Source organism: Nocardioides sp. DN36 (assembly GCF_055380375.1).
Genome location: NZ_AP043823.1, coordinates 3013958 through 3026177, shown reverse-complemented (window position 1 = coordinate 3026177; position 12220 = coordinate 3013958). Strand labels below are relative to the sequence as shown.

The window sequence follows — 12220 nt, the reverse complement described above, 5'->3', positions numbered from 1 at the left end:
AGGACATCCATGACCTCCCCCCTGAAGTTCCACTGGTTCCTGCCGACCAACGGCGGTGACGGCCGACAGGTGGTCGGCGGCGGCCACGGCGTCGACGCCATCCCGTCGGGTCGCCCGGCCTCGGTCGCCTACCTCGGCCAGGTCGCACGCGGCGCGGAGGACATGGGCTTCGACGCCGCGCTGACCCCGGCCGGCGCCTGGTGCGAGGACGCGTGGCTCTCCACGGCGATGCTGAGCCAGGTCTCGGAGCGGCTGAAGTTCCTCGTGGCCTTCCGTCCCGGGCTGGTCTCGCCGTTCCTGGCCGCGCAGATGGCCGGCACCTTCCAGAACCTCACCGGCGGCCGGCTGCTGCTCAACGTCGTCACCGGCGGCGAGAGCCACGAGCAGCGGATGTTCGGCGACTTCCTCGACAAGGAGGAGCGCTACCAGCGCTGTGACGAGTTCCTCACCATCGTGCGCGCCCTGTGGCGCGGCGAGACCGTCGACTTCCAGGGCCGGCACCTGCAGGTGGAGAACGCCACGCTCGGCCAGATCCCCGACCCGGTCCCCGAGATCTACTTCGGCGGGTCCTCGCCGATCGCCGGCGAGGTGGCGGCCAAGCACGCCGACGTCTACCTGACCTGGGGCGAGCCGCCGGAGGCGGTGGCCGAGAAGGTGAAGTGGATCCGCCGGCTCGCCGAGGCGCAGGGCCGCGAGATGAAGTTCGGCATCCGGATGCACACCATCACCCGCGACACCGCCGAGGAGGCGTGGGCCGAGGCCGACCGCCTGATCGCGGGCATCGACGAGGAGACCATCGCCGAGGTCCAGGCCGGCCTGCGCCGCTCCGAGTCCGAGGGACAGCGCCGGATGCTCGAGCTCAACGGCGGCAGCAAGAGCAACCTCGAGATCTACCCGAACGTCTGGGCCGGTGTGGGGTTGGTCCGCGGCGGTGCCGGCACCGCCCTGGTGGGCAGCCACCGGGAGGTCGCCGACCGGATCGAGGAGTACCACTCGGTCGGCATCGACGAGTTCGTGCTCTCGGCGTACCCGCACCTCGAGGGGGCCTACTGGTTCGGCGAGGGCGTCCTCCCGGTGCTCGCGGAGCGCGGCCTGTGGGAGCACCCGCACCCGACCGCGGTCAGCGCCCAGGTGCCCTTCGCCGCCGACTCCGGCCGGGCCGCCTCGTGAGCGGCGCCGGGGCGACCGCGCCTCGCGTGGCGGTGGTGGTCGGCAACCCCAAGCCGCGCTCGCGCACCCTCACCGCTGCCCTGCACGTGGCCCGTGAGCTGGCCGGCGCCGAGCCCGACCTGGTCGTCGACCTGGCCGACCTCGGCCCGGGGCTCCTGGACTGGCAGGACCCGGCTGTCTCCGCGCTGGTGGGGGAGGTGGGCGCTGCCGACCTCGTGGTCGTCGCGTCGCCCACCTACAAGGCGACCTACAGCGGTCTGCTCAAGCTCTTCCTCGACCGGTTCTCGACCACGGGGCTTCGCGGCGTCGCCGTCCCCCTCATGCTCGGCGCCGGTCCGGCCCACGCGCTGGCCCCGGAGCTCACGCTCCGGCCCCTGCTGGCCGAGATCGGCGGCACCACGGTGCGTGGCCTCTACGTCCTCGACAGCGCCCACGACGACCCCGCGGCGTACGCCGACTGGCTGGCCGCCGTGCGACCGGCCGTCTCGTCCCTGCTCTCCGCACAGACAGGAGTCCCCGCATGACCGTCACCGCACTCACGACCAACCAGGACCTCGACCCGAAGCGTCTCCGTGAGGCCTTCGGCGTGTTCCCCAGCGGCGTCGTCGCCGTGGCCGCCGAGGTGGACGGGCAGCTGACCGGCCTGGCCGCGAGCTCCTTCACGTCCGTCAGCCTCGAGCCGGCCCTGGTGTCGTTCTCCGTGGCCAACACGTCGAAGACCTGGCCCACGCTGCGCCGGGCCGACCACCTCGGGCTCACGATCCTGGCCGACCACCACGGCGACGTCTGCCGGCGGCTGGCCGGTCCGGTCGAGCACCGCTTCGACGACGTCGAGGTGACCACGACCGGGGACGGTGCCGTGACCCTCGACGAGGGGCTCGCCCGCTTCGACTGCTCGGTCTACCGCGAGGTCGAGGCCGGCGACCACACGATCGTGATCCTCCAGCTGCACGCGGTCGAGCACGCCGACACCTCGCTCCCGCTGGTGTTCCACCGCAGCGCCTTCACCCGCATCAGCGACGAGGTCGCCTGATGTCCCCGAGTCCTCGCAAGGTCGCCCTCGCCTCCGCGGTGGGGGCGACCATCGAGTGGTACGACTTCTTCCTCTACGGCACGGCCGCGGGGCTGGTCTTCGACAAGCTCTACTTCAACGGCCTCGACGGGCCGGCCGCGCAGTTCGCGGCGTTCGCGACCTTCGCGGTCGGGTTCCTCGCCCGCCCGGTCGGCGGGCTGGTCTTCGGCCACTTCGGGGACCGGGTCGGGCGCAAGAAGATGCTGCTGCTGACGCTCGTGATCATGGGGGTCGGCACCGCGGCGATCGGGCTGCTGCCGACGTACGACCAGATCGGCGTGTGGGCACCCGTGCTGCTCGTCGTGCTGCGGGTGCTGCAGGGCATCGGCGTCGGTGGTGAGTACGGCGGCGCGGTGCTGCTCGCAGTCGAGTTCGCCCCCGCGGAGCGGCGTGGCTTCTTCGGCAGCTTCGCCCACATCGGCGTGCCCGGGGGCCTGCTGCTGGCCTCGGGCGCGTTCTCGGTGGCCAGCCTGCTGCCGGACGAGGCGTTCCTCGCCTGGGGCTGGCGTGCCTGCTTCCTGATCAGCGTGGTGCTGCTCGCGATCGGCGCCTACATCCGGCTGTCGGTCATGGAGACGCCCTCGTTCGCCCGGGTGCAGGAGCAGAAGCAGGTCGCGTCGGTGCCGCTGCGTGAGCTGCTGCGCCAGCAGCCGCGGGCGCTGCTGCTCGGCATGGGCACCCGCTTCGTCGAGGGCTTCACGTTCAACTTCTTCTCGGTCTTCCTGCTCGCCTACGTCGTCACGGACCTCGGGCTGCCCAAGTCGTGGGCCCTCAACGGGATCCTCGTCGGCGCGACCCTCGGCGTGGTGCTCGTGCCGCTGGCCGGTGCGTTCTCCGACCGGGTGGGTCGCAAGCCGGTCTTCCGGGCCGGCGCGTGGACGGCGCTGGTGATCGCCTTCCCGGTGGCCGCGCTGGTGCAGAGCGGCGGGCGCCTGGCGATCTTCACCGCCCTCGTGGCCGGCCTGGGCGTCGTGTACGGCACGGTCTACGGGCCGCTGGCGGCCTTCTGGTCCGAGCTGTTCGACACCCGGTACCGGTACACCGCGCTCAGCTCGCTCTACCAGATCTCGGGCGTCGTGGCCTCGGGGCTGACGCCGCTGATCGCCGCCTGGCTGGTCACGCTGGGCGACGGCACCCTGTGGTGGGTCGCGGGCTACAACGTGGCGGTCGCTGCGCTGAGCCTCACCTGCGCGCGCCACCTCCCGGAGACGCACGGGCGCGACCTCGACCGGCCGGTCGGCGGCCGGACGGCGCCCCGGCACGCGCGTGAGGTGATCGCGGCCTGACGCCGCCCCCTGAACCCCCGGTCCCAGCCGTGCGCACCCTCGGCTGGGGCCGGGTCCTACGCTGGTCCGGTGAGTCTGGGACGTCGCCGGGTGGTCGTGGTCGGAGGCGGCATCGCCGGACTGGTCGCCGCCCGTGACCTCGGACGGGCGGGCCACGACGTGCTGCTGCTCGAGTCGACGCCGGTCGTCGGCGGCAAGCTGCGCCGCCACGAGGTCGCCGGCGTCGTCGTCGACGTCGGTGCCGAGGCGATGCTCAACCGCCGCCCGGAGGGCGTCGACCTGGCGGTCGCGGCCGGCCTCGAGATCGAGCACCCGGCCGTCGTCTCCTCGCGGATCTGGACCCGTGACGCGCTCCGGCCGCTGCCGCGATCACTGATGGGCGTGCCGCTCGACCTCGACCAGCTCGCGGCCTCCGGGGTGCTCTCCGACGAGGGCCTCGAGCGGGCGCGGCAGGAGCCCGGGCTGCCCGCGGAGCGCGTCGACGGCGACGTGTCCGTGGGGGACCTGGTCGCCCGCAGGTTCGGCGACGAGGTGACCGACGTGCTGGTCGAGCCGCTCCTGGGTGGCGTCTACGCCGGTCGCTCGCGGGAGATCTCGGCCCGCGCCGCCGTACCCCAGCTGGTGGCGTACGCCGAGCGCGGGTCGCTGCTCGAGCAGGCCTCGGCGATCCCCCCGAGCTACGACAAGCCGGTGTTCGCCGGCGTCCCCGGTGGGATGGGCCGCCTGCCCGAGGCGCTCGCGTCGGGTCCGTTCACGGTCCGGACCGGCGTCACCGTGCGCTCCGTGAGGCAGGCGCCGGACGGCGGCTTCGTGCTCGTCGTGGGCCCCACGAACGCCGAGGAGCTCGTCGAGGCCGACGCGGTGGTCCTCGCGACACCGGCCGCCCCGACGTCCCGCCTGCTGCGCGACGTGGCGCCGGCCGCGGCCGCCGAGCTGGCCGGGGTCGAGTCCGCGTCAGTGGCCGTGGTGACCTTCGCCTTCCGCGCCGCCGACGTCGCGGCGGCGATCACGGGGGACAGCTCGGGGTTCCTGGTGCCACCCACCGAGGGGCGACGCATCAAGGCCTCGACGTTCTCCTTCGCCAAGTGGGGCTGGGTGCGTCGCGCGGGGCTCGGTGCCCTCGACGGGGCGGACGTCGTCCACCTGCGGACCTCGCTGGGCCGGCACCGCGAGGAGGTGGCGCTGCAGGCCACCGACGAGGAGCTGGTCGCCAGCTCGCTGGCCGACCTCGCCGACGCCACCGGACTCGTCGCCCATCCGGTCGACACCCACGTGCAGCGCTGGGGCGGCGGGCTGCCGCAGTACGCCCTCGGCCACCTCGACCGGGTCGCCCGGATCCGTGCCGATGTCGCACGGGTGCCCGGCCTCGCCGTCTGCGGGTCGGCGTATGACGGGGTCGGCATCCCGGCCGTCATCGCCTCGGCCCACCGCGCCGCCCAGCAGGTCGAGTCGGCGCAAGCTCGTCGCTGAAACACGTCGAGTCGGCGCAAGCTCGTCGCGGAAGTACGTCGAGTCGGCGCAAGCTCGTCGCGGAAGTACGTCGAGTCGGCGCAGCGACGGCGAGCTTGCGCCGACTCGAGCCTGTTTTCCGGCGAGTTTGCGCCGACTCGAGCCTGTTCTGCGGCGAGCTTGCGCCGACTCGAGCCTGTTCTGCGGCGAGCTTGCGCCGACTCGAGCCTGTTTTCCGGCGAGCCTCCGCCGACTCGACCTTGTCCCGGCGGCGAGGTCTGCCGGTTTGTCCCTGGCGGGCGGGACAACCGGCCCGGCACCGTCAGGTCATCGACAGCGACCGTCTGTCCCGACCTGAAGGAAGTACCACCATGAGCACCCACGTCTCCACCAGCAACCCGGTCCGCTCCGACGTGCTCGACTCCGGACGCCGCCCGGTGCAGGTCCGGCCCGCCAGCCGCGCCTCCCGCGGCTGGGCCGTCGCCGGCATCGGCGCCGGGATCGCCGGCCTGGCCACGATCGTCACCACGAGCATGGTCGACGTGGTCTACCGCGACGAGTTCGCCGGCACCACCCGGGGCGTCGCGGCCGAGCTGGCCGACAAGGCGCCGGTGATGTTCGCGTTCCACTCGATCGCGATGGCCGGCGCGCTGCTGATGATCGTCTTCGCCGCCGGTCTGTTCCGCCGGCTGCGCACCGCGATGCCGGACAGCCTCGCCCCGACCATCGCCTTCGCCGGCCTGGCGGGCACCGCCGTCGTCTCCGTGCTCGGAGCCGGTCTCGACACCGAGTTCATGATGCCGCTGGCCCAGGGCGACGGGATCATCGACGACGCCAGCGGCGCGATGTACAACCACTGGATCGGCACGATCCCGTGGCTGTGGGTGCTGGCCGGCCTCGCCGGTCTCGCGCTCTTCTCGGCCGGCCGTCAGGGTGCGGTTCCCCAGTGGATCGGTCGCGTCGGGCTCGTCCTCGGCGGCCTCACCGTCCTGCTGGGCGTCTCGCCGCTGGAGTACATGTCCGGGGTCACCGGCGCCCTCTGGCTGCTGGTCACCGCGATCGGGTTCACCGTCGGCGACCGTCGGCACCGCTCCGTGACCCGCTGACCGCCGCCCACCGTCTGCGCAGCGGCAGTCGTCGGCATGGTCGACCTGACTCGGGCAACTCCGGCCGGTCCGGCCCCCTCGGGGCCGGACCGGCCTCACAATGTCCCGGTGGACATCGCGGGAGGGCTGCAGCGGCACTGGACGTTGCTGGTGCTGCCCGCCCTGACCTCGGCCGTGCTCGCGGTGACGGTCGCGCTCGACGTCGCGACGCCGGCCTCCGGCCCGGGGCTGGAGCTCGCGCCCGGCTACGGCTGGAGCTACGGCCTCCTCGGGCTGCTGCTGGCCGGGCTCGCCACCGTGATCCTGGTGCGGGACGCGCGCCAGCGCTGGGGCTGGGTGCTGGCCTGGCTCGGCGTCTTCTGGGTCCTCGACGCGCTCGCCCAGTCCTACGTCCGGTGGGGCATCCGTCCCGACGACGCGATGCCGGGGGAGAACCTCGCGCTGTGGTTCCTGAACCGGTTCGGCGCGTTCCTGCCGATGACGGTGGCGGTCCTGCTGCTGATCTTCCCGACCGGCCGGTTCCTCGAGGGCCGGTGGGGCCTCGTCGGCCGCACCGCCCTCGCGGTGATGTTCCTCGGCGTGGTCGTGGTCCTCGTGGCCCCGAGCGACTCGCGGACCGCCGGCATCGCCGTACCGCCCGGGGTGGACGTGGACGCCGGCACCCTGCCCATCCCGTCGGCCGTGGCCGACCGTGCCATCCCGGTCGGGATCGCCCTGACGATCCTCGGCCTGGTGGTCGCGATGGCCTCCGTGGCGGTCCGACACCGCCGGTCCACCGGGCTGGAGCGCGACCGGATGCGCTGGCTCCTGTGGTCGGTCCTCGCGATCGCGGTCCTGGTCGCGCTCAGCCTGCTCACCGACCTCGGCGCCTTCCGCGACGTCACCGTGTTCCTGATCGCCCTGCTCCCGGCGGCGGCCATGACGGTCGCGATCGTCGACCCGCAGCTGGTCTCGATCGAGGACCTGCTCGGGCGCACCCTCGTGTACGGCGCCCTCGCGGTCTCGCTGCTCGCCCTCGACCTCGCGGCGGTCGCGGGCCTGACCGCGCTCCTGGGCGACTCCCTCGACCAGGGTCACCTCGTCGCGACCGTGCTGCTGGTCACCGCGGTGCTCTACGCCCCGTTGCGCACGCGCCTCTCCGGGTGGGTACGCCGGCTGCTCCTGGGTGACCGGGACAACCCCTACGACCTGGTGTCCGGCCTCGCCTCGAGCCTCGAGAGCGCGGACGAGGGCCCCGAGCAGCTCGCGGAGGTCGCCCGCGCGGTCGGCTCGGCGTTCGGGGTCCGGTTCGTGAGCGTGGAGGTCGACCGGAGCGGTGGCGAGCGCCTCGTGGCGACGTACGGCGACCGGCCGGCCGAGACCCGCACGCTGCCGATCAGCTACCGCGACGCGGAGGTGGGCCGGCTGGTGCTGCCCGCGCGCGGCCTGCGCAGCCGGCTGAGCCGCCGGGACGAGCAGCTGCTGGGCGACCTGGTCCGCCAGGCGGCCACCGCGGCCCGGTCGAGCCGGATGGCCGACGAGCTGCAGGAGAGCCGCGAGCGCCTCGTGGTCGCCCGGGAGGAGGAGCGCCGGCGGATCCGGCGCGACCTGCACGACGGCCTCGGCCCGGCGCTGAGCGGCGTGGTGTTCCGGCTCGAGTCGGCCCGGCTGCTGGTCGACCGCGACCCGGAGGCCGCCAAGGGTCACCTCTCGGCCACCAGCGAGCACGTCCAGGAGGTCGTCGCCGACGTACGCCGTTTGGTGCACGACCTGCGGCCGCCGGCGCTGGACGACCTCGGCCTCGTCGGCGCCCTGCGCCAGCAGGCCGAGCGGCTCTCCGTCGACGGGCTGGACGCGCGCGTGGAGGCCGCCGACCTCGGCGCGCTGCCCGCGGCCGTCGAGGTGGCGGCGTACCGGATCGCGGCCGAGGCCCTCACCAACGTCGCCCGGCACGCGACGGCCCGCAGCTGCCGGGTCCGGCTGGGCCGCGACGGCCGCGACCTGGTCGTGGAGGTCGTCGACGACGGGGTCGGCATCCCCGCCGACGCCCAGGCGGGCGTCGGCCTGCTCTCCCTGCGGGAGCGGGCCGCCGAGCTCGGCGGCCGCAGCGAGGTGACCTGTCCGGAGAGCGGCGGCACGCTGGTGCGCGCCTGGCTGCCGACGAGGGGTACGACGACACAGCCGGCGCCGGTGCCGGCCGGGGAGGCGACATGAGCGACACCATCCGCGTCGTGGTGGCCGACGACCACCAGATCGTCCGCGACGGCCTGGTGGCCCTGCTCGGGGCCCTGGACGGCGTCGAGGTCGTGGGTACGGCGGCCGACGGACGCGACGCCCTGCACGTGGTCGACGAGACCGGCCCGGACGTCGTCGTCATGGACATCCAGATGCCGCAGCTCGACGGGATCGAGGCGACCCGGCGGATCACCGCGCGGCAGCCCGGCGTCCGGGTCGTGATGCTCACCATGAACGAGGACGACGACACCGTGCTCGCCGCGATCCGGGCCGGTGCCTCGGGCTACCTGCTCAAGGGCTCGGGCGCCGAGGAGGTGCTCAACGCCGTCCGCGCAGCGCACGCGGGGGGCATGGTCTTCGGGGCCAGCCTCGCCGGACGGGTGGCGGCCCTCTTCGCGGCCGGCCCGAAGCAGGAGCCGGTGGCCTTCCCCGAGCTCACCGACCGCGAGCGCACGGTCCTGGACCTGCTCGCGGCCGGTCGCTCCAACGACGCCATCGCGCGGGAGATCTTCGTGTCCGGGAAGACCGTGCGCAACATCGTCTCCTCGATCTACACCAAGCTGCACGCGCCCGACCGCGCGGCGGCGATCATCAAGGCGCGGGAGGCCGGGTTCGGCCGGTCTTGAGCGCGGGGGACAATGGGGCCATGAACGACAAGCCGGTGTCCAAGGCCTCCCGGGTCCGCGAGATCAACGACTCGATCCGCTACACGATGTGGTCGGTCTTCCGACTGGCCGACGTGCTGGGTGACGATGCCGACCGGGCCGCCGAGGGGGCCGAGGTCGAGAAGCTGTTCGCCGACCTCGCCGAGTCCGACGTGGTCGTGCGCGGCGTCTACGACGTCAGCGGCCTGCGTGCGGACGCCGACGTGATGGTCTGGTGGCACGCGGCCACCTCCGAGGAGCTCCAGGCCGCCTACCACCGCTTCCGGCGCACGGCGTTCGGCCGCCGCCTCGAGCCGGTCTGGTCGCAGATGGCGCTGCACCGGCCCGCGGAGTTCAACAAGAGCCACGTGCCGGCGTTCCTCGACGACGAGGAGCCGAAGGCGCACGTGTGCGTCTACCCGTTCGTGCGGTCCTACGAGTGGTACCTCCTCGAGGACGCCGAGCGCCGCCGGATGCTGGCCGAGCACGGCCAGATGGCCCGCGGCTACCCCGACGTCCGCGCCAACACGGTGGCCAGCTTCGCGCTCGGCGACTACGAGTGGATCCTCGCGTTCGAGGCCGACGAGCTCTACCGGATCGTCGACCTGATGCGGCACCTCCGCGCCTCCGACGCCCGGCGCCACGTGCGCGAGGAGGTCCCGTTCTACACGGGCTCCCGCGCCGGGATCGCCGAGCTGGTCGAGCGGCTGCCCTGAGCCGCACACCGCGGAACCGCCGGCCGGTCCCGCGCGTCCCACCCGGCATGAGGCACGTACTCGTCCTGCTCGCGCTGCTGCTGGCGGCCGCCTGCGGCACCGACACCGGCGGCGACACCGGCGGCGACGGCGGGGCGGCCACCGACCCCGGCGCCTTCGCCACGAGCGGTCCCGCGAGCGATGCGGCGAGCGGCCCGGCGAGCGGCTCACCGGCTACCGCCGGCATCCCCGCCGCCGACGGGCCGGTGACCACCCGCAGCGTTGCCACGGTGCTGGACACCGGGCGTCCCGAGCTGTGCCTGGGACCGGTGGCGGAGTCCTTCCCGCCCCAGTGCAGCGGGATCCCGCTGGAGGGCTGGGACTGGTCGCGCCACCCGGGCAGCTTCGAGACCTCCGGCGACGTCCGGTGGAGCGGGTACGTCGTCACGGGGACCTTCGACGGGTCCACGTTCACCGTGACCCGCGCGGTCCCTGCGGCCGACCAGCCGCCGCCGACGACCGACGAGCTGGGCCCCACCGGCGACGCCGGCTCCTTCGAGCCCGGCCAGCAGCAGGCGGTCCAGGAGAAGCTGGCGGCGCACCCGGTCCCGGGCACGCTCAGCGTCTTCGCCACCCCGATGGCCGTCGTCGTCGAGGTGGTCCACGACGACGGGTCGCTGCAGGCTGCCGCGGACTCGGCGTACGGCGCCGGCGTCGTGCAGGTCCGCTCGATGCTGGTCCCGGCGCGCTGAGCCCGTGACGGGTCAGCGGACCGGGTGGTTGGCCAGGAACACCCCGGTCGGGTCGACCGCGGCCCGCACCTGCCGGAGCCGCTGCCACGCGTCGCCGGCGTAGCCGCTGCCCGCGTCGACCGCCCGCTCGGCGAAGTTCAGCACCCGTCGGCCCGAGGACCAGGGACGCATCGCGGCGACCAGCCGGTCGGCGGCCGCGAGGCCGGCGGCGGCCGCTTCCGGGACCGGCGCGACGGCCACGCAGAACAGCGCGTAGGGGTCGGGCAGGTGGTCGAGGGCGCCGCCACCGACGGCCGGCCGGGCGAGGGCCCCGCCGAGGTGGCGCAGCTCCGCGAACAGCAGCGAGGTGGTGGTGCCGGGGCCGACCTGGCCCAGCAGGGCGCTGATCGCCCCCTCGTCCAGCCCGGTGAGCATCGCGTGGCCCGAGACCCCGGGCGTCGGGCCCGGCGGGTCCATGTGGATCTCCGGCAGCCCGGCGGCAGGCATCCGGCCGAAGGTGTCCATCTCCGGGTCCAGCGCCCGCAGCGGTGCGAGCAGCTCGGCGGCGCGCTCGTCGCTCTCGAGGACGGCGCCGTCGACGACCACCAGCTGCCGACCGCTCAGGAACGGCGGCAGCTCGGGCAGCGGCGGGAAGCTCATCACCCGCACCGACGTGGTGACCGACTCGGGCAGGTCGCGCGTCCACGCGGCCCAGGTGCGCAGCACCTCGGGTGCACGCTCGCGGTCCCACAGCAGCATGCCGGCGTACGCGTCGGCGATCGGCAGCAGCCGCAGCTCGATCGCGGTGACCACCCCGAGGTTGCCCCCGCCGCCGCGCAGCGCCCAGAACAGGTCGGCGTGGTGCTCGGCGTCGGCGCGCACCAGCGTCCCGTCGGAGGTGACCACCTCGATGGCGGTCACGCTGTCGGCGGCGAGTCCGTGCCGGCGCGCGTACCACGACAGGCCGCCGCCGAGCACGTAGCCGGCGACCGCGACGTCGGGGGAGCTGCCGTGCAGGGCGGCCAGGCCGTACGGCGCGGCCGCGGCCACGACGTCACGCCACAGGGTCCCGCCGACCACCCGCGCGGAGCGGGCGACGGGATCGATGCCGACGCCGGTCATCTCGGTCAGCCGCACGAGCACGACGTCGTCGAGGCCGTGCTCCGCCAGCGGTGCCGCGTTGTGGCCGCTGCTCTGCGGCGCCACCCGCAGCCCGGCAGCGGCGGCGGCGCGGACGACCTCGGCCACGTCCTCGGAGGTGTGGGGCACCGCGACCGCCGCGGGCCGCTGGTCGACGGCGACGTTCCACGGCACCCGGGCGACGTCGTACGCGGGGTCGCCGGGGAGGTGGACGCGGCCGCCGCAGAGGCCGCGGAGGGACTCGGCGGGGGAGCCGGTGGAGCTGTCGAGGGTGGTCTCGAGGGACATGCTGCTTCCTTCTGGGACGGGGTGGATGGAGCTCGTCGTGCCCCCGAGGACGACGAAGAGGCCGGGAACGCCGAGGTCGTCGACCTCGGTCACGGTGATGCGCGGGTCGCTGCCGGTGGCGTCGAGCCGATCGGTCAGCACGTCGCGGACCTCGGCGAGGAGCCGGGCGTCCGTCGTGCGCACCTCGACCTCGACCAGGTCGGCCGGGGCCCGGCCGGCGGCGGCCAGCAGCGCCTCGAGGTTGGCCAGGCAGAGCGCGAGCTGTGCGGCGGCGTCCCCTTCGTGGAGCAGGCGGCCGCGCTCGTCGACGGGCGCCTGGGCCGGGAACGGCCGGGCGGCGGACGGGATCGTGGTCATGGGGACGAGCCTCGTGCCTCCGTGAGCGGGGCGACCATCCCGTGCACGGGGGGACTTTCCGCCCGGCA

General features: G+C 74.3%; 11 protein-coding genes. 10 read left to right on the top strand and 1 reads right to left on the bottom strand.

Annotated features, from left to right (window positions below; translation table 11 throughout):
* The first annotated feature begins 9 nt into the window (after positions 1-9).
* The 10 genes from ACZ43H_RS15365 (at position 10) to ACZ43H_RS15320 (ending at position 10388) form a co-directional block, all read left to right on the top strand.
* Positions 10-1170: an LLM class flavin-dependent oxidoreductase gene (locus ACZ43H_RS15365; protein WP_464584236.1), complete on the top strand. Its 1161-nt coding sequence runs from the start codon at positions 10-12 to the stop codon at positions 1168-1170.
* A complete protein-coding gene (locus tag ACZ43H_RS15360; protein WP_464584234.1) occupies positions 1167-1694 on the top strand; it encodes an NAD(P)H-dependent oxidoreductase in 528 nt (175 codons plus the stop codon). The genes ACZ43H_RS15365 and ACZ43H_RS15360 overlap by 4 nt, the downstream gene beginning before the upstream one ends.
* A complete protein-coding gene (locus ACZ43H_RS15355; protein ID WP_464584232.1) occupies positions 1691-2203 on the top strand; it encodes a flavin reductase family protein in 513 nt (170 codons plus the stop codon). Before ACZ43H_RS15360 ends, ACZ43H_RS15355 begins: the two co-directional genes overlap by 4 nt.
* Complete coding sequence (locus ACZ43H_RS15350) at positions 2203-3528, top strand: MFS transporter (RefSeq protein ID WP_464584230.1); 1326 nt, start codon at positions 2203-2205, stop codon at positions 3526-3528. The genes ACZ43H_RS15355 and ACZ43H_RS15350 overlap by 1 nt, the downstream gene beginning before the upstream one ends.
* Positions 3529-3597: 69 nt before the next feature.
* Complete coding sequence (gene hemG, locus ACZ43H_RS15345; protein WP_464584228.1) at positions 3598-4998, top strand: protoporphyrinogen oxidase; 1401 nt, start codon at positions 3598-3600, stop codon at positions 4996-4998.
* A 350-nt stretch (positions 4999-5348) separates the two neighbouring features.
* The gene (locus tag ACZ43H_RS15340) at positions 5349-6083 is read left to right on the top strand and encodes a hypothetical protein (RefSeq protein WP_464584226.1); all 735 of its coding nucleotides are present in this window, start codon (positions 5349-5351) and stop codon (positions 6081-6083) included.
* A gap of 108 nt (positions 6084-6191) precedes the next feature.
* Entirely contained in the window at positions 6192-8276 is a 2085-nt protein-coding gene (locus ACZ43H_RS15335) for a sensor histidine kinase (protein ID WP_464584224.1), read from the top strand.
* Positions 8273-8923 (top strand): response regulator, encoded by a 651-nt coding sequence (locus ACZ43H_RS15330; protein ID WP_464584222.1) that lies wholly within the window; start codon positions 8273-8275, stop codon positions 8921-8923. The genes ACZ43H_RS15335 and ACZ43H_RS15330 overlap by 4 nt, the downstream gene beginning before the upstream one ends.
* Positions 8924-8943: 20 nt before the next feature.
* Positions 8944-9657 carry a hydrogen peroxide-dependent heme synthase gene (gene hemQ / locus ACZ43H_RS15325; RefSeq protein ID WP_464584220.1) on the top strand — a complete coding sequence of 238 codons (714 nt, stop codon included), beginning with the start codon at positions 8944-8946 and terminating at the stop codon, positions 9655-9657.
* Positions 9658-9704: 47 nt separating this feature from the next.
* On the top strand, positions 9705-10388 hold the full coding sequence (locus ACZ43H_RS15320; protein WP_464584218.1) for a hypothetical protein: 684 nt from the start codon (positions 9705-9707) through the stop codon (positions 10386-10388).
* A gap of 12 nt (positions 10389-10400) precedes the next feature.
* Here ACZ43H_RS15320 and ACZ43H_RS15315 read toward each other — a convergent pair whose 3' ends face one another.
* Positions 10401-12152, bottom strand: a complete 1752-nt coding sequence (locus ACZ43H_RS15315) for an FAD-binding oxidoreductase (protein ID WP_464584216.1) — start codon at positions 12150-12152, stop codon at positions 10401-10403.
* Between the last annotated feature and the right edge of the window lie 68 nt (positions 12153-12220).

What these genes read in the sequence shown, in the direction of transcription:
- ACZ43H_RS15320 (WP_464584218.1), top strand. Translation starts at nt 9,705, where the DNA reads ATGAGGCACGTACTCGTCCTGCTCGCGCTGCTGCTGGCGGCCGCCTGC.
- ACZ43H_RS15330 (WP_464584222.1), top strand. Translation starts at nt 8,273, where the DNA reads ATGAGCGACACCATCCGCGTCGTGGTGGCCGACGACCACCAGATCGTC.
- ACZ43H_RS15365 (WP_464584236.1), top strand. Translation starts at nt 10, where the DNA reads ATGACCTCCCCCCTGAAGTTCCACTGGTTCCTGCCGACCAACGGCGGT.
- ACZ43H_RS15350 (WP_464584230.1), top strand. Translation starts at nt 2,203, where the DNA reads ATGTCCCCGAGTCCTCGCAAGGTCGCCCTCGCCTCCGCGGTGGGGGCG.
- ACZ43H_RS15355 (WP_464584232.1), top strand. Translation starts at nt 1,691, where the DNA reads ATGACCGTCACCGCACTCACGACCAACCAGGACCTCGACCCGAAGCGT.
- ACZ43H_RS15315 (WP_464584216.1), bottom strand. Translation starts at nt 12,152, where the DNA reads ATGACCACGATCCCGTCCGCCGCCCGGCCGTTCCCGGCCCAGGCGCCC.
- ACZ43H_RS15340 (WP_464584226.1), top strand. Translation starts at nt 5,349, where the DNA reads ATGAGCACCCACGTCTCCACCAGCAACCCGGTCCGCTCCGACGTGCTC.
- hemQ (WP_464584220.1), top strand. Translation starts at nt 8,944, where the DNA reads ATGAACGACAAGCCGGTGTCCAAGGCCTCCCGGGTCCGCGAGATCAAC.